The following is a 17,350-nucleotide window of genomic DNA, read 5'->3' as shown; positions in this document are numbered from 1 at the left end:
GATCTTGGGGAAGTTCAGCGCTGGTCAAAGGTTCGTCACCCCCACCGGGCCGATAGGCGCTGCCGAAGGACGGCGTCTTCCTTCGAACCGAGTTGCCAACTTCGCTGAGCTGATAGCGTCCGAGTCCTCTTCCAGTTCCTTATGCTGCCGAATACCCACCACGCGTTCCTCTCGAATGTCGAAGGATGGCATTGAAGTTTCCATCGCTGTATTCGTGATCTGACACCGTGTTCCGGGTACATGGTCAAGTTGGGGTGGTTATACGGGAACGAGCAGTGGCCGGTGGGTGCTGCGCCGACTGTGCCTGGGACACTCCGAAGCAATCGATCGAACCTTCTTCATCAAGCTGACTATCAGGTGTCGATGTCCGAGAGCCAACTCTTCCTTGACCATGTGGCTGGAACAGGGTGTTGCATCAGATGAGATGTCGAGTGCTTGTATCGTCCCGCGTCCAATCCGGCTGACAAGTGTTTGTCAGGCATGGGGGTGGGAGTGGGATACGAGATTTGACGACCTGTTCGAGACCTTGGTGGAAGCGAGACGATGATGAGCAGTGAGCATGAGAGCCCTTCGACGACGGAAGGTAGAAGCGATGGTGTGATTCCTGCGCCGACGCTTGTGGAGGATGTGCTTCTTCTGCTGTTTCAGCCGTCCTCGGGCACCATCGCCGGAGAGACCACGCTCTTCTACGTGCTGGGAGGTGCCGTGATCGCTGATCTCGCCTTAAAAGGGAGAGCGGAGGTTAGGGAAGCTGGTCGCTTCTCCAGTACTTTGCATGCACTCGGCGAGGATCCACCTGCCGATGAGCATCTCCGATCCGCGTGGGAATACATTGCGGAGAAGCCCCGAAACGTGCAGTCGGTGCTCGCATCTATCGGTCCTGTGCTTCGTGCCCCACTACTGGAACGCCTTATTACTCGAGGAGATCTGAGCAGCCGAGCGACGAAGACGTTCGGCATCTTCAACTCGACGAGCCTCGCACTGGGGAGTAGGCGCCGCGCAGCGATCCTCGACCCCGTCCGGGCAGCCTTGACCGAAGGCAGGGATCCCGATCCCCGGACCGCCGCGTCCATTGCCCTTCTCTCGGCCAGCGGCACCCTCTCACATTTCCACCCCGAAATCCGCTGGAGCGAAGACGTTTACACCCGTGGCAAGCAGATCCAGAAGGGGAACTGGGGCGCCGATGCTGCCGGATCTGCAGTGACAAGGACAATGACGGCCATCACGGTCAACCCTCTGATCGCCGCGACGGTTCTGCGTCCCGATTGATTGCCCCATCGACGGGCGCTACAGGGGAATCCCCACATCGACGCGGTCGACCTCGAACTATCCGAGCACTCGCCCTCCGGCGTGCAAACGGAGAAGGACTTCACCGAAAAGAACATCAGCCATATCAGTTAGCGAGGTTTTCCGCGAAGTGATGTTCGATCGCACGGTGCAATCGAATGTTGTTCTCCGGGTTATCGAAACCATGGCCCTCGTCAGTGGCTAGCAGATATTCAACCGGAACGCCGCGTTCGCGCAGCGGTGTAACGATATTGTCTGATTCAGCCTGGACGACCCGCGCATCATTCGCTCCCTGAGCGACCAGCAGTGGAATGGTGATCTGATGGATCATCGAGATCGGCGATCGCTTGAACATCTCGGCAGCAGCAGCGGAATCGTCAGGGTCGCCAACATACCTGAACCAGCTATTGATGCTGTAAGGGCGCGTGAATGGAGGCAGGGTCCGTAGGAAGTTCTCGAGGTCGGAGATGCCGACATAGTCGACCGCCGCGGCAAAGTACTTGGGAGCAATGGCAGCGGCTAGGAGAGCGGCGTAGCCTCCGTAGGACCCTCCCATGATGCCGATGCGTCGCGGGTCGGCATGACCCTGCGCGACCGCCCAGTCGCAGGCATCGATGAGGTCGGTATGCATCGCGCGGGCGAACTGCCCGATCGCGGCCACAGTGTGGGTTCGTCCGTATCCGGTAGAACCACGAAAGTTCACCTGGAGCACCGCGTAGCCGCGATTGGCCAGAAGCTGCACCTGGGGGTTGTAGCCCCAGGTGTCGTGCTGCCAAGGTCCACCGTGAACAAGAAGCACGAGCGCAGGTGGTTCCAATCCGCTGCTGGTGGGGAGAGTGAGGAACCCGTGTAAGGGGAGCCCATCACGAGCGTTCAGACGAACCGATGTCATTGGCGCCAAGCTTGCCGGATCGAGTTGCGGGTAAGGGCGGAAGAGAAGTTGGCTCTTTCCGGTGGCGTGGTCGTACAACCAGGTCACCGCTGGATCGCGGTCGTGGATGAAGGTAACGACCCATCGCTGCTCGGACAGGTCAGATGACAGCGTGCCCAATACCCCATCTGAGAGCTTTGCGAGTTCAGCGTATACATCGGCAAAAGTGTCATCCAGGACTTCGATGCGGGGCCGGTCGTCGACGAACCGTGCGGCGATGACATTTCCGGTTCGCCGGCTGGTGAAGATTGTTGGAGGGAGAAGACCTGGTGCCATCGTGCCGAGGATGTCCAGGCTGTGCCCGGCAACGGCGGCAACTACGTTTTCCTCGCCCGACTCATGGTCGATTCGAAGGAGACGCAAGTCATCAGAATCCTGATACGCACCGATCAACAGGCCTTTACCGTCGGGAGTTACGACCTGGGGCTGTACACCCACCGGGTACTCAGCACCTCCCAGGCGCCGGAGGAGACGACGCCTGTCAGTATCGTCGTCGATCGCGAAGATCTCGAGTATGCCTTCCACGGTCATCTTGGTCGAGAAGGCCGGCGTTCCAAGGGAGTTCAATAGGACGATCTCGGACGGATCTGTCTGTTCGTAATGTAAGACTGTCTCCCCTGTGACCAGATCAACGCGGAACAGGTCGATGGCCGTCGGTCTTTTGTTCATGGAGACGAGCACAGTGTCTGGCCTTGATGGCAGCGGTTCAGCTCCGAATACCCGTGACCCCGCCGGAAGCGGTGTGAGGTCGGTTGCGGGTTGCTCTGGGGCATGCAAATCGACCTTGAACAGGTGCCAATCCTCGTTACCGTCGGTGTCCTGCAGGTAGAGCAACCATCGCGAATCCTCCGCCCAGAAATAGCTTGTGATGCCACGTCGGGAATCATGGGTTACGCGTACTGCGTGGTGATGGTCCTGGTCGACACCGCGAACCCACACGTTTCGCCGCCCTAGAGCGGAAGCCAGGTACGCGATCTGTGACCCGTCTGGTGAGATCAGCGGATGGGAGAAAGCAGGGTCTACGAAGAAGTTCTCGACCTCTATCTGCCCGGTTGGAGATTCTTGATCACCTGCCACAGCACTGCTCCTTCCGCTGCCCTCCGCTGCCCTCCGCCTGCTACCCCGTCCATCGACGCGCTGGCGACAAGGGCACATCAGGTACACACAACGCTTGGGATGTCATGCTCACATGCCTGGACCTACTCTTTACAGAGGGATCCCGCGTCTCCCGCAAGCAAATAGCGAGGTTAGCCCTGTGGCCCACCGGAGGATCAGCGGAGTGAACTGCCGTTGTAGCTTGCAGTAAGGACTTCAGCTCAGACACAGCATCGATCACTCGGTGACACCAGACAAGGCCACCTCAAGGGCATTCCGCGCAAGTACACAGGGCACGAACCGCGTCGGAACTCCAGCGACGGATGGTGTCCAGGTGTGAGCTCCGACGTCAGTTCAGGCGCGGCGGACGACCGTCACTTTGCGCGGCGACCTCGTAGCGCTGCCCCTGATTGTCGAGGATCCGCACCGTCGTCGTCGCCTTCTTCAGGGCTTCCTGGAACAGGTCCGACTGATGGTGGCGCGCAATGACCTCTTCGCTCTCCCACCCTTCGGAGAGGTGGAAGGTGTTGGGGTCAAGGATGTCGGCAGCGAATACGTAATACACGCATCCCTGCATCTGCGCGGTAGGGGGGATGTGCTCTGCCACCGCATCGATGAACTTCTGGCGGTCCTCGGGATGTACTCGGTAGTAGGAGTTGAAGATGAACGAGGTCTTTATCGAGCGGCTCTTGATGTCTGTCGTGTCCATGGCGGGTCCCTTTCATAAGATGTGCTGGTTATGGGGTTGGTAGGGTTTGGAGGAGTATGTGTTGCCCGCCCAGCACGCCGTCGGGTCGTAGGAGAAAATCTCCTTTGAGCAGATCTACGATCAGCTAGGCTCAAGCCCGGAGCTGAGCAGTTCAGTTCTCAGATCGCAGGAAAGTCGAGGCAATCACAGGATTAACCGTGACTGCTGTCAACGTTCGGATTACCGCGGCTCCAGCAGCTTGAGCCCCCAAATCACCCTGCTCGGCCTGCTTTCCTCGAACATAGACATCCGTGTTCCAAGGAATCTCCTGGTTGAACTGCGGAAGCGTGCCACTCGCGGATAGAAGAGCGATACACGCGGCGGTTCGAGCGTCCGGCTCTCTACCCTCGGTGAGGGTGTTTCGGATGGCAGTCAAGAGCCCCTCGCGGCGCTCACTCCCAACACGCAGCTTGGTCGAGTTGAAGATGCCGAGAACTTTGGTGGAATGACGACGCAGATCACCACGATCAACTAACCGTTCCAGTATCGGCGCTCGAAGCGCTGGACCGATTGATGCGATCAGGGATTGCGCACTTCTCGGTTTAGCTGCCATCTGCTGCCATGCTGATCGAAGATGCTCATCGGCAGGCGAATCCTCACCAATCGGGTGCAGGGTACTCGAGAAGTGACCAGAAAGCCTGGCTTCCACCTTCCCAGCTAACGCCAGATCAGCGATGACAGCACCGCCAAGAACGTAATACAACGTGCTTTCACCGGCGATGGCACCCGATGACGGTTGAAAAAGCAAGAGAAGCACATCTTCGACCAGTGTCGGCTCACATGCAGTCATTGCGCCGTCCCGCGAATGTTGCTGTCATACACGTCAAATCTCCCCTTATCAGCGTCTTGCTCGACACCCAATGTCCGTCGACCGCAACCCTCTTCAAGTCCAGCACGACAACTCGTTCACCTATAGCTCCGTGGAACGGAGGCTTTTGTGCTCTGCCATAGACACCGTCCGTCATCGCACAATGGACTATGCCTGAAACTCCAACCTCCGATCTTGCCGAGCGCCTCCTGACGATCGCCTACGACATCACTGCCGCCTCCGGACCCTCCGCCTTATCACTTCGTGCCGTTCAACGAGCAGCAGGCGTTTCCGCAGCAACCGCGTACTGGCACTACAAGGACAGGGCTGATCTACTCCTCGCCGTCAGCCGGCGCGCCACCGCCAAACTCGCCGACGCTCTCAGCGACGCGGTTACCAACACCCTGTCCTCCAGAGGCTCAGGTCTAGCTGCCGCCTGCCTCGCGTATATGCACTTCGCGCGAGACCACCAAGGCTTGTTCCAGGTCATAGTGCTGAACTCCTCTACCGAGGAGCTGATACGGCCGGCGCAGGCCGCGCGCGGCGTAGCTGGACTCGCAGCATTCGAAATTCTCGAGCAAGCCGTCGCCACACACACCGAGCAGCTCGACATGACTTCGGGTCCTCGCCGGGACGCACTGCACGTCTGGGCAGCTTGCCATGGCCTCGCAGCTCTACTCATCGACACACCAATGTCTGCCTGGCCTGAGGAAGAGAAGGAGCAGCTGCGTCTGGCACACGTACGGTTCGTCCTCAACTCACTTCGACGGATAGAACAGCATGAGCTGAGCATCTAGCGGTGCTAGACAGTTAGACTTTAGCACTGCTAGAGTGGGTCGAGCGGGAACCCCGCCAAAAATCGACCACCCACATCGGCAAGCAAAGGAAATCCAATGACAGTCAGCCTCAGTCGCCCCGAGGGATTGCTCGCGCAGGACGATTACGCCCCAGTCGCATCAGCGACCGGCACGCGTTTCCTCCTCCTTGCAGGTCAGTGCGCCGTCACTCCTGAAGGCGCAGTGACCGCGACAGACGTTGCCGGCCAGGTGCACTCCGCGATGCAGAACGTCGTCCTCGGGGTCAAGGGAGCAGGTGGCGATGTAAGCGACATCGCGAGGATGACCATCTACGTCGTGGGGTGGAAGCCGGAAATGGGCGCTCAAGTGCTCGAAGGGGCGGCGCGTGCCCAGCAGAGTGATGGCTACAGCTCCCCCTTGCCGCCCATCACCGTGATCGGCGTCGAGGCACTATGGGTGCCTGAATTGCTCGTCGAGATCGAGGCAACAGCAATCCTGGACTGATATCCGACAAGCGTTGCGACAGATATTCCTCCAGTGGACGTGGACCGCTGGTCGAAAATCAAGATCGCGACGGATAGTGCAGCAGTAACCTGAGGGGTCTTCGCGGAAGCCTTTCAAAAGCGAATACTGCTCCACAGCTCATAATCGCACATCTACACATCAGATGATCAGGTCACGTTCGAAGTGACGTGCGGAGCGATCCATAGGTGGCGCCCAGGTGGCAAGAGGCGATAGTGACGCCTCTTGCCCTGGCGTTATTCCTACACCGTTGCAACCGTCCGCAAGGTGCACCTCGTCCTGATTCGGCTCATGCTTGGACATGAACCGATTATGAGGAGTTGATGCACCAATATTGGCTTTCGTCAGCTACTCCCACGGAACAATTTATGGGCGGAGCTAGATGTGCGTGGAATCAGAAAGGAAGAGCATGAGGTTACGCAGGTTGGGGTGGGCTGGTATCGAGATTGAGCTCGAAGACCATGTGTTGGTCGTCGATCTCCTCGAGGATCACACGCCGTTGTCCGAGCATCTTGAATTCAATTTCCCTCTCACTCCCCCATCTCGTCCCGGACGTACGAATGCGGCTTTGGTGTCGCACATGCACACAGACCACACCGACGCTGAAGCGCTCGGACGAGCACTCGCTCCGGGAGCCCCTCTGTACCGCCCCGAACCCGACACAGGGCTTTTCGGCGACCGGCACCATGAATCGACGGTGGAGAACGCCTTGAGCCTCAACGGTGTCAGGGCCGAGTCCGTACCGCTGTGGGAGAGCCGCACCGTGGGCCCCTTCCGGGTAACTGCCTGCCCTGCAATTGACGGGCTGGGCGACCCGCAAGTCTCCTGGGTCATCGAGGGCGGGAACACCCGTGTGTTCCATGGCGGTGACACTATGTTCCACGGCTTTTGGTGGTCGATAGTCCGGAGGCTCGGCCCGATTGACGTGGCGTTCCTTCCGATCAACGGTCCGACCTTGGTCGATGTACCCAACATTCACCCATCGAGCCCTCAACCGGCTGTGATGCTGCCCGAAGAGGCGGCAATAGCGGCGTACCTACTCGGGGCTCCCATTGCAGTCCCCATCCACTACGGACTTGACCATCCACCGCTCTATGCCCAAGCCCCCGATGCGATCAATCGCTTCGAAGTTAAGGCACGGGAAGTGGGAGTGGAACCGGTAGTCCTCGAAGTTGGCGAGGATTACCGCATCTAACGATGCGTGGTAATACCTGCTCAGCGCGATCTCGCTGAGCTGTAGGACGTGCGCCGGTCACATCCAACCGCGACTCACAAAGGGTCGCCTCCGGCTCGGCGGGTCCAATCATCATCATTGGCCGGGTGCGAGACCACGCCGCTCGAATATCTTAAGCGGCCATCAAGGTGCCGCAAGCATGCGCGCACAAGCGCGCTTCATAACTACGCGCTCGGCACCGGAGTCACAAATGACACTTGCCAGACCGTTTGAACCTCTAGGAGTACCGCTTGAAGCAAGAATCGATGGACCTCGTTGGTCAGACCGCGATCGTGACAGGAGGTTCGAGGGGAATCGGACGCTCTACCGCTCTTGCTCTGGCTTCCCGAGGTGCTGACATCGTCATGTCCTACCGAGAGCGTCATGACGCGGCCGAAGACGTCGTAGGCCTCATAAAGCAAGGAGGAGGCCGAGCTTTCGCCAAGGCAGGTGACGTCGGAGACGAACATCATCTCATCGGGCTCTTCGACGAGACCATCGATCGTTTCGGAGGCGTGGACATCGTTGTTGCCAACGCCGCGCGGCAGTATGTCGGACCGTTCGCAGAGCTCACAACGCAGGACTTCGACGAGCAGTTGGTCGGAGAGTTGAGAGGGGCCTTCCTGACCCTCCGGGAAGCAGCTCGCCGGGTGCGCGAACACGGGCGCATCATCGCGGTCTCAAGTGTGAACACTCGGATGCTATTGCCCCAGATGGGCATGTATCTGGGCGTGAAGGGAGCCGTGGAGCAATTCGTGCGTGTGCTTTCTAAAGAGCTCGGCCCCCGTCACATCACGGTCAACGCCGTTTCTCCTGGCGCGACAAACACGGACGCATTCCAGCCCGAGATGCTTGAGCTGGCGGAGTCGCTTTCGAGCTTCGGCCGCTTGGGACAACCCGAAGAGATTGCCGAGCTGATTGCCTTCCTTGCCAGCCCTGGCGGCCGGTGGGTGACGAACCAGAACATTCTGGTAGGAGGCGGACTGGCATAAGAGGTAGCCGGTCCCAAGAGGTCATTTGACTCTGTGGTGAGAACAGGCCGTGAACTGTGAACATGAATGACGAGATGACCTCGAGAGATCCGATCCAGAACCCACATGTACAGCGCGACCGACGGCGGTGGACACTGCTGACCGTTGTGATCACTGCCATGATGACGGTTACTGCGTGTACGTCGGGAACCCCGCAGGCAAAGCCCACGGAAGCCGAGATCAACACGGAGCTGGATGAGTTCTACGAACAGGAACTTGCGTGGGGTGAGTGCGATGAAAACTTCGCCACAAGCCCTCGAGAAGCAGAAATACTTGCCGCGAGCCCCGCAGACTGTGCATTCCTTAAGGTTCCGTTGCGGTACGACGAGCCCAGCGGTCCAACCGCTTCCGTCGCAGTCAGCCGAATGCGTGCAACCGGCGAGGCAACAGGCTCGCTCGTCTTCAACCCCGGAGGACCCGGTGGATCAGGAGTGCTGGGTACCCTAGCACTCGGAGCACAGCTCGGTGGTCTTGCACCTGGCGGGCCACCGTCAGCGACTCGCCTCGCGCAGCAGTTCGACATCGTTTCTTTCGACCCGCGTGGCGTGGGAGCCACCACTCCCGCTGCTGATTGCTACTCAGAGGACGGCACTACTCGCGGTGACGAATTGTTCCCCACCCTCGCTCAAAGACCGTCCCTCACAGAGGAGGACACCCAGGCAGTGCTAGATCGCTGCGCAGAGGGCTCCGGTGGCACTGACGCCCTTGTACAAATGGGTACGAGGACGACTGCCAAGGACATGGATATCCTGCGCGCAGCGTTGGGGGATGAGAAACTGACGTTCCTCGGCCAAAGCTATGGCAGCCGCCTGGGCGCTGTCTACGCGGAGGAGTTCCCCCAGCGGGTCAGGGCAATGATCCTCGATGGAGCCTTTGATCCGACGCTACCTACTGTCGAACGATTCTCGACGACGTACGCCGGATTCCAGGCGGCATTCGACGCGATGGCTGCAGACTGCACCCAGGACGCACAGTGCCCGCTGGGTACTGATCCGGCCGACGCGACTGCAGCGTTCCAGAAAATCATGCAGCCCCTGAACGACGAACCAGTTCCAGCCCTCGATGGGGAGTTGGACTTCGATACCGCCATCGGCGCAGTCATCCTCGGTCTGTACTCGACCGAAACGTGGCCGACCCTCATCGCTGGAATCGCCGAAGTGAAGCAGGGCCGCGGCGACGCTCTGCTGAAGTACGCGACCGCAAGCACCGCAAATCCCAGTACAGCGGTCAATCAGAACCAGTTCGAGGCATCCTTCGCCATCAACTGTATGGACGAGCAACGCCTTTCACCTGACGACATCGTGCGGCTGAACGAACTGACCTACGAGAGTGCCCCATTCATGGACCGTGGCGGCGACCCTACGAAGGGCGCGCGGGACGCTTGTGAACAGTGGCCGTCGGAGCCTACGCTCGGCTTCCCCTACGCCCAGAACATTGACGGCTTGACCGATACTCTCGTCATATCTTTCACCGGCGATCCCACGACGCCGCACACCGGAGCCATTGCACTGGCAGAAGCCCTCGATAGCGCGCTTCTTACGCTCGAGGGAGCCGAGCACACCATCGTGAGCAAGGGTACGAATGACTGCGTCAATGAGGTGGCATCCAATTATCTGATCGATCTTGAGTTGCCTGTCGAGATGCCCGACTGTTCACGCTGATCTAGGCACTCCCAGATCTGCTGCCCCACCCCAGGGCACACCGGAGGGCAAAGCGCTACGCCCTCCGGTGTGTTCGGTATACCGTGAGCTAGTTCAACCCTAGGGACATTGAGTTCAGCAACCGGTTCCTCTCTCGAACCAGGCGCCGCTTCTACCGGCGTTCCCCTACCGACTTTCCCCTCACGGTGGATCACACCGTTTAAGGGAAGCGGTCCGCACTGCCTCAGGCGCAGGTATGACTGCCCGCAGGTGCTGCACGGCACACGCCATCTTCGAAGGCGGATCGGGATGCCGAGCTTTCGATTACGACATCAACGGTGTGGCTCTTACTGAACGCTCACGATCCCTGTTCGGATGCCCCAAAGGACAGCCTGTAGACGATCGCGAGAGTTGGTTTTTTGAAGTAGGTGTGCCAGGTGATACTTGACGGTTGACTGTTCGATGAATAGTTGGGCGGCAATCTCAGTATTGGAAAGGCCCTGCGCAAGGAGTTGCAGGACCTCGATCTCACGGTCGGTCAGCGGCGTCGGAAGAGGGGCGTTCAACCCAGATGGAGTCGGTGGTCGACGCTGCACGAATTCGCGCAGGATCCGACGTGTGAGCCGTTGGTCGAGGGTACCGTCGCCCTGGGCGACCGAGCGGATGGCGGTGAGCAGTGTGTCTTCGTCGGCGCCCTTGAGGAGGAAACCCGCTGCCCCTGCTTCGAGAGCGGAGAAGATGTCGTCGTCGATGTCGAAAGTGGTCAGGATCAGAATCTCGCTGGTCAGGCTGGCATCGGCGGAGATGTTGCGTGTCGCGGTCACGCCATCCATGACGGGCATGCGGATATCCATACATATGACGTCGGGGTGGAGCTCGGTAGCTAAACGGATAGCTTCCTGCCCGTTTCCGGCTTCCCCGACGACGGTGATGTCTGCGGCTGAGTCGAGCAGGATTGACAGTCCGGCACGAACGATAACTTGATCGTCGACGATCAGAACGCGGATGATGGTGGTGCTCCTTGGGCGAGGTTGGGGATTCGTAATCGGTTGCTCCAGCCGCCGGTCGGCATGCGCCCGGTGGTCAACTGGGCACCGATGAGTTTTGCCCGCTCATGCATGCCGATAAGCCCGTAACCGTGGTGCGCACCCTCATGGATCGGTTTCGGCTGAGCGTAAGTGATCTCCCGGTAGTGGATGCTCGAGGTGTTCTCCACGGTGAAAACAGTGGCCTCGGGTCGATACTCGATCGTCACTGAGCATGTAGCGCCTGGAGCGTGGCGCGCGGCGTTGGCCAGCGATTCCTGTGCTACCCGGTACACGGTCGCCTGGGCAATCGGCCCGAGTTGATTCGTGTGCCCCGTGGTCCTGAGTGTGACGTTCTGGCCGCGGCGCACGGCTGCGTCGATCAGCTCCGGAAGATCGCTCAGTCCCGGGATGCCAATGGACGTCCGAATCTCACCGTTGGCACCTTCTATTTCCGGGTCCGGGCGCAACAGACCGACAGTCCTGCGTAAATCAATCATCATCGTCTGGGCCTCGTGTTCGAGTTCACGAAGCATGGCGCGTGTGCGCAGCGGATCCTTCTCGGCCAGTTTTCCTGCCGCCTGTGCCGTCACGATGATGCCGGATAGGTGATGTCCCGAGATATCGTGCAACTCCCTGGCAAGGGCCGTCTGCTCGGCACGCCGGCGCTGACCCTCATCCCGTTCCTGTTCACGACGGATCATCTCGTCCCGCTCCTGCGCAGCAGTGGCAAGGTGAGAGCGGTTGCGAACGAGTTCGGCGACCACAGCCGGTGCCGTGTACTCGGCGGCCAAGCGCCCGGCGACCAAGGCGACGGGAATCAGAGGGGGGGTATCGCTTCCGTCCAGTGCCAACCCGAGGACGACGACGCTGCTCGTCAGCGCAAGCGCCGCTAGGACGTACCAACTCCGGGGCCGATCTCCCCATCGAACGAGGTAGAAGGTCGAGATTGTTACTGCCAGGCTCCCTAACCCTAGATCCGCCCCGCCGGTAACAAGGAGAACCGTCTGCAGCATCACGATAACAGCAAACACCGGCTCTGGGGCGCGGTAGCGAAACAGAAGTGCCGCAGCCTGCCCAGTTGCAAGAACCGCCTGAAGCGCAGTCAGATGCAGCGGCTGAGGCGGTTCCAGCGTATCGATGCTCTCGATGATGAGGGAGACGGCAACGATTGCGAGAACGACGCCGGGGACGACAACTACGCGTCGAAGTGAGCGTGGCTGGCCGGACCCCGTCATTGTGCTGGGGACGCCGTCTAAAGCCTTTTGCCAGGTTCGCATAGTCAGCACGGTATAAGTCAATCACGGACGCACAGGCGCTCAACTCATGACAAAGGAAGGATGAACTCGCCAGTGCCATCGCCGTCCTCCATGCTCACTTCAACGGCACATCACGACCAACCACAGGGTTTCATCGGTGAGTTATCACCTTCGAGTCGAGGGAACTCATCGATCTCGTCCTTCAGGCCGGGACGCGGACCGAAAACAATGTCCCTGCCATAAGAGTCTTTCTCCGAGGCCAGGAGAAGAGGGGTCGGCCATGCTGCAATGAGCGGACTGTCCTTTTGGCTAGTGAAGGACTGGTCCTGCGGCTGGGGCACTGAAGCAGTACGGCTGGCAGGTTAGAGGTATGAACCAGCATGAAAATGAACCACTGCTCATAGAGCACCTCTCGAAGTCCTTTCGTGGCACCCGGCGAGTCGCGGACGTAAGCTTCGGTGTCTACGCCGGCCGTGTCACAGGCCTGCTCGGGCCCAACGGTGCTGGGAAGACCACGACGATTCGTATGCTGCTGGGCTTAATCGCGCCCGACTCGGGGACGGCGCTGGTGTTCGGTAGTCCTTTCCGTCACCTGTCCGATCCCACCCGGCTTGTCGGAGCAGTGCTGGATGCAGGGGGCCTTCATCCCGGCCGCACCGCACGCCAACATCTACGGATCGCTGCCGCACAGGGCTATCACGCAGGAACCCGCGTGGAAGAGGTCCTTGAGATCGTCGGTATGAGCGCCGATGCCGATCGCCGGATCCGTGACTACTCCCTCGGCATGCGCCAGCGCGTCGCCATCGCCACAGCGATCCTCGGCGACCCGAAGATCCTCGTGCTCGACGAGCCGGCGAACGGCCTGGACCCCGCAGGCATCTACTGGCTCAAGCAATACCTTCGCTCCTTCGCCGACAACGGCGGCAGCGTCCTACTGTCCTCCCACATCCTCGCCGACGTCGAGCAGATCGCCGATGACATCGTGATCATCGCCGATGGGCAGGTGCGCTCAGCGACAACCCTCACCGAAGCCCTCACCGCGTCCGAGGGAAACCTCGAGCACTTCTACCTCTCTATGATCAGCTCCACGGAACGGACCACCCATGCTGCGCGCTGAAATCCTCAAACTCACCACCGTACGCGCGACAAAACTCGCGATCCTCATTGCGGTACTGGGCCTGCTCACCACGCAGCTCACCTCTACCGTTCTCCTGCCCTACCTTGTCGAGAGCGGAGCCGCGGGCCCAGAAGTCACCAGTGACCTGCCGGTGATCGATATGACGACGGCCTCCGAACAGCTGGCCGCCCTCAGCCCCCTCGGAGCTGGTGGTTCCATCGGGATCGTCCTCCTCGCCGTCGTACTCCTCGGTGTCCTCGCTGGAATCAGTGATTTCCGCTTCGGAGGAATGGTCGGCACGGCACTGGCCGAACCTCGCCGCGCACGAATCGTCCTGGCCAAAAGTGGAGCCACCGCGATCATTGGCGTCTCAACGGGACTCGTCCTCGCCCTCGTATCCGCCATCACGCTGCTCCTTGCCCTGGTCCTCGACGGAGCGACCCTGACCGCGACGTTGCCCGACATGCTGGGCACACTCGGCCGCGGCGTCCTGGCCATCACGTTTCTGAGCCTGATCGGACTCGCTGTCGGGCTGCTGCTTCGAAACCAGCTCACCGCGGTCCTCGTCATGCTTGGTGTCCTCGTCCTGGAACCGATCCTGCTCGCGATCGTCCAGATCGCCACGGGCACTCTTCCGATCTGGGCACAACTCATGCCGACTACCTTGTCCCATGCCCTGATCAGCGCGCCCGATGCAGTTACCGCCTCAACCACTCTTGGAGGGCTTGCCGTCCTGACCGCACTTCTGCTGGGCAGCGCCGCCTTCACCCTGGAACGTCGCAGCCTCTGACTCCCGGACCTAACCCCTACCCAACCCACTGACCTGGACGTAGTTCACATGACTCACAATCCTTCTGATCGAAAACGCGGCTTCGGGCGCGCTGCCGTCCTCTGGGCAGCGCTCATCGCAGCACTGATCGCAAACATCCTGACCACGACGATCACTTCCATTCCAGCTGTCTCGATCCCCACTGGAGTGACGGCCCTCGCATGCGCAGTACTGCTCGTTCAGGCTCACCGGTGCCGCAGACGCACCTCAGCAAGAACAACCTCACACCCCGGATCGCAGAACTGACATGGGAAGGTGCGTCGTCCGAGTTCATCGCCTGTACATCCGATCTCGCCCGCAATACACCTGCCCTCAAGTGGACGCGTGCTGGGGGCACCGCCAGGAAAACTGACGCTGCGAAGGCTGCAGGACGATCGTCGCACCATCGAACGGGTTGAAGCGGACAGTTTCAGTCGACCTACCGATCAACGAGCTATCCGCAATTACTGTGTTCCCGGGCTAGAACGCGGGAGGAATCGCTTTCGCCTCTCCCACGCTGCTGGTGCGGACCTGCGGCGTCGCTAGGTCCACTGAACGACTAACTACTACCTGGAGCTGAACGGGCTTGAGGATCAGGCGGCGCGTTGGCTTGCCGCGACGATGAGCTGTTCAAGTCGCCCTCGGGCGTCCATCAGCTCGGCGATGCGCTCGTTGATCCGCACGTGCTCTTCGGCAAGCATCTCCCGCTGCTGCGCATTCGTCGTGCCGTTGTCAAAACACGGCAACATGTCAGCGATCCGCCGGCTCGAGAGGCCAGCGGCAAACATCGCCTGGAAAAAGCGGACCCGTTCCACGGCACTGTCAGGGTAATGACGCTGACCGCCGGCGGTACGCTCACTCTCTAATAACTTCTGCTCCTCGTAGTACCGCAGAGCGCGAACGCTCACGCCGGCACGCGTAGCTAATTCACCTATCCTCACAGCGTTCTCCTCGCGACAATCCTGAACTTGCATCTGACGTTAGCGTCAGGTTTTACAGTACTGGAATGAACTCAAATATTGATCCATCCTCATCCATCTCCGGCTCTGTGGCTCTCGTGACCGGCGCGAATCGTGGCCTTGGCCGGCACCTCGTCACACAACTGCTCGAGCGCGGGGCCGCGAAGGTATACGCCGGTGTCCGCTCACCCCTGGGCTTCGACCTTCCGGGCGTTGTTCCCATCGTCCTTGACGTGACCGACCCCCAACAGATCGAGGCCGCGGCACACGTAGCATCCGATGTGACTCTACTGATCAACAATGCCGGCATCAGTCGCCCTGGCTCACTCCTCAGCAGCCCCATCTCCGACCTAGAAGCGGAGATGGACACGAACTACGGGAGCATCCTACGCATGGTGCGGGCATTCGCCCCAACACTGGCTGCTTCCAAGAGCGGAACCATCGTCAACGTCCTTTCAGCTCAGTCATGGTTCGCCTACCCCGGCACCAACGGCTATCACGCAAGCAAAGCGGCAGCCTGGGCACTGACCAACGGCTTCAGGCTGGAGCTGGCGGGTCAAGGGACGAGAGTGATCGGAGTCCACGCCGGAGCGTTCGACACGGAATTCTCGGCTGGGTACGACGGCCCGAAGGAGGACCCGGCAGACATCGCCCGCGTCCTCCTGGAAGGCGTTGAACGCGGCGACATTGAGGTGCTGACCGACGATTGGACGCGTTGGGTGAAGTCGTTCCTCGACAAGGATCCAGCCGACCTATATGAGCAGCTTGAGCTCGACATCGCTCGCTGAGACCACGACAGAAGCGCAGCTTGCCTCGCACCACGACCTGGTAGCAGGTCGTGGTGCGAAGTAGATCGCGTGCGGCCGAACAGCTTGTAAATCGCCGATACTCGAAAATCGCCTCGGCTTGTATTGACGCAAGCAGATCGGCGGGATCGTCAGATAGCCCTTCCCATCGGACCAGCAGCTGCATGCGGATGGCGCGGTCAAGGGCGGTGACTGGAAATCAACAGCATCCCTAGGCTCCTCACGCGCCCCGGTGTCGAGCAGCCCGTACCCAAAGCGGCGACGATGGTCCCCTGCAGGAGGTGCGCGCGCACGGCGTGCCAGATGTGAGCACCCTCGAGGTCGTTCCTGAGGGTGTCGATCTCGGTGAGCGCGGCGGTTGGGGGCTCCAACCCGACCCGGCGCGACAGCGCGGTTGAGCCGCACATAGGCGATGGGTCGTAGCCGAGAAGGACGTCGTGAAGAACGAGGACCTGTGGCCAGTCGGTTTCGGGTGCCGTTTCGGCATCGGTGTGACACGCGTCGATCGCGGCGTGCGGCTGCCGGCCGAGCCGACGTAACCGGGCGGCGCGTTACAGCTCTGCGTGTGCGCGAGCGATGGGGGTCTCGTTCCATCGTGATCGGTCGTGATCGGCCAGCAGTACGGGCTCGCCGTCGGACCGGGTCGATTCGCGCACCACTGGCCCATGTCAGCACCCCCGCCGACGGTGGGGGCGCTGCAGCAGGACGCCTGTTCGTCGGGCGATCAAACCTGGCCGCTCGACCCTCAGGGTTCGTCGGGTGTCCGGAGCTTCTTCGCGATCTCGCCGGCACGGGCGAGGACGTCCAGCTGCGCCGGGTTGTACAGGGCGGTGACCGATTCGAGGAACGTCCGCTCCGTCACGGCAAGGCTCTTCGACAGGTGCTCCCCGGGGTCGAGGAGCCACGGGTAGTCGGCGATGGTGCGGGCCAGCGTGATGGCGAGACGAACCGCGAGGTCGCCTCTCACCGACTCCTCGGCATCCGGGGACAGGGCGTCGAACTCCTTGCTCGCCGCATCGGGATCGGCCGTCAGGAGTTCACGTAGATCCTTCATGGCGGCGTCGTCGTACAGCTGCTCGTAGATGAGCATCAGCGAGCGGTCCGGCTCGGAGAGGTGCGAGGCCACGTCCTCGAACCCCGCGGGAACTCCCGCGACGGAGGAGCCCGCCAGGATCGCGCGGATCTCGACCCTGGCCCGTTGCAGTCTCTCGATGCTCGCCGCGAGCTCGGCATCGATGAGCTTGAGCGTCTCCGTCGAGGAATCGTCGTCGTCCGTGACCTCGTTGATCCGGTCGAGCGGCACA

At 60.6% G+C, this 17,350-nt stretch carries 16 protein-coding genes; 9 read left to right on the top strand and 7 right to left on the bottom strand.

Features of this window, described 5'->3' with window-relative positions:
- Positions 1–543: 543 nt before the first annotated feature.
- Positions 544–1,269 carry a GOLPH3/VPS74 family protein gene (locus AC4D16_RS14675; RefSeq protein ID WP_490955514.1) on the top strand — a complete coding sequence of 242 codons (726 nt, stop codon included), beginning with the start codon at positions 544–546 and terminating at the stop codon, positions 1,267–1,269.
- A 124-nt stretch (positions 1,270–1,393) separates the two neighbouring features.
- Here the strand turns inward: AC4D16_RS14675 and AC4D16_RS14670 are convergent, their stop codons facing one another.
- The 3 genes from AC4D16_RS14670 to AC4D16_RS14660 form a co-directional block, all read right to left on the bottom strand.
- Complete coding sequence (locus tag AC4D16_RS14670) at positions 1,394–3,295, bottom strand: S9 family peptidase (RefSeq protein WP_490955513.1); 1,902 nt, start codon at positions 3,293–3,295, stop codon at positions 1,394–1,396.
- Positions 3,296–3,662: 367 nt separating this feature from the next.
- Positions 3,663–4,022 (bottom strand): putative quinol monooxygenase, encoded by a 360-nt coding sequence (locus tag AC4D16_RS14665; RefSeq protein WP_490955512.1) that lies wholly within the window; start codon positions 4,020–4,022, stop codon positions 3,663–3,665.
- Between the two features lie 151 nt (positions 4,023–4,173).
- Positions 4,174–4,851: a GOLPH3/VPS74 family protein gene (locus AC4D16_RS14660; protein WP_490955511.1), complete on the bottom strand. Its 678-nt coding sequence runs from the start codon at positions 4,849–4,851 to the stop codon at positions 4,174–4,176.
- Between the two features lie 188 nt (positions 4,852–5,039).
- Between AC4D16_RS14660 and AC4D16_RS14655 the strand changes: the two genes are divergently transcribed.
- From AC4D16_RS14655 to AC4D16_RS14635, 5 genes are all read left to right on the top strand, one after another.
- Entirely contained in the window at positions 5,040–5,666 is a 627-nt protein-coding gene (locus tag AC4D16_RS14655) for a TetR/AcrR family transcriptional regulator (protein WP_490955510.1), read from the top strand.
- Positions 5,667–5,762: 96 nt separating this feature from the next.
- Positions 5,763–6,170 carry a RidA family protein gene (locus tag AC4D16_RS14650; RefSeq protein WP_490951006.1) on the top strand — a complete coding sequence of 136 codons (408 nt, stop codon included), beginning with the start codon at positions 5,763–5,765 and terminating at the stop codon, positions 6,168–6,170.
- Positions 6,171–6,597: 427 nt separating this feature from the next.
- Positions 6,598–7,383 carry an MBL fold metallo-hydrolase gene (locus AC4D16_RS14645; protein WP_490955509.1) on the top strand — a complete coding sequence of 262 codons (786 nt, stop codon included), beginning with the start codon at positions 6,598–6,600 and terminating at the stop codon, positions 7,381–7,383.
- Between the two features lie 269 nt (positions 7,384–7,652).
- Positions 7,653–8,393 (top strand): SDR family oxidoreductase, encoded by a 741-nt coding sequence (locus AC4D16_RS14640; protein WP_490955508.1) that lies wholly within the window; start codon positions 7,653–7,655, stop codon positions 8,391–8,393.
- A gap of 62 nt (positions 8,394–8,455) precedes the next feature.
- The gene (locus AC4D16_RS14635; RefSeq protein ID WP_490955507.1) at positions 8,456–10,093 is read left to right on the top strand and encodes an alpha/beta fold hydrolase; all 1,638 of its coding nucleotides are present in this window, start codon (positions 8,456–8,458) and stop codon (positions 10,091–10,093) included.
- A gap of 326 nt (positions 10,094–10,419) precedes the next feature.
- Here AC4D16_RS14635 and AC4D16_RS14630 read toward each other — a convergent pair whose 3' ends face one another.
- Complete coding sequence (locus AC4D16_RS14630) at positions 10,420–11,025, bottom strand: response regulator (RefSeq protein ID WP_490955611.1); 606 nt, start codon at positions 11,023–11,025, stop codon at positions 10,420–10,422.
- A gap of 41 nt (positions 11,026–11,066) precedes the next feature.
- Positions 11,067–12,377, bottom strand: coding sequence for a sensor histidine kinase (locus AC4D16_RS14625; protein ID WP_490955506.1), 1,311 nt, complete (start codon positions 12,375–12,377; stop codon positions 11,067–11,069).
- Positions 12,378–12,726: 349 nt separating this feature from the next.
- Here AC4D16_RS14625 and AC4D16_RS14620 point away from each other — a divergent pair, with 349 nt between their 5' ends.
- Together AC4D16_RS14620 and AC4D16_RS14615 are read left to right on the top strand one after the other, a co-directional pair.
- Entirely contained in the window at positions 12,727–13,473 is a 747-nt protein-coding gene (locus AC4D16_RS14620; RefSeq protein WP_490955505.1) for an ABC transporter ATP-binding protein, read from the top strand.
- Positions 13,460–14,263, top strand: a complete 804-nt coding sequence (locus AC4D16_RS14615; protein ID WP_490955504.1) for a hypothetical protein — start codon at positions 13,460–13,462, stop codon at positions 14,261–14,263. The genes AC4D16_RS14620 and AC4D16_RS14615 overlap by 14 nt, the downstream gene beginning before the upstream one ends.
- A 611-nt stretch (positions 14,264–14,874) precedes the next feature.
- On the opposite strand, the gene AC4D16_RS14610 is transcribed toward AC4D16_RS14615, so the two are convergent.
- Positions 14,875–15,255 carry a MerR family transcriptional regulator gene (locus tag AC4D16_RS14610; protein WP_490955503.1) on the bottom strand — a complete coding sequence of 127 codons (381 nt, stop codon included), beginning with the start codon at positions 15,253–15,255 and terminating at the stop codon, positions 14,875–14,877.
- Between the two features lie 32 nt (positions 15,256–15,287).
- Between AC4D16_RS14610 and AC4D16_RS14605 the strand changes: the two genes are divergently transcribed.
- Positions 15,288–16,028 carry an SDR family oxidoreductase gene (locus tag AC4D16_RS14605; protein WP_490955502.1) on the top strand — a complete coding sequence of 247 codons (741 nt, stop codon included), beginning with the start codon at positions 15,288–15,290 and terminating at the stop codon, positions 16,026–16,028.
- A gap of 763 nt (positions 16,029–16,791) precedes the next feature.
- On the opposite strand, the gene AC4D16_RS14600 is transcribed toward AC4D16_RS14605, so the two are convergent.
- Positions 16,792–17,350, bottom strand: a 559-nt coding sequence (locus AC4D16_RS14600) for a MerR family transcriptional regulator (RefSeq protein ID WP_490955501.1), incomplete at its 5' end; no start/stop codon positions are given.

The sequence above is a fragment of the Arthrobacter sp. TJ-236 genome (assembly GCF_058269235.1).
This window is presented reverse-complemented; position numbering and strand designations above follow the sequence as displayed.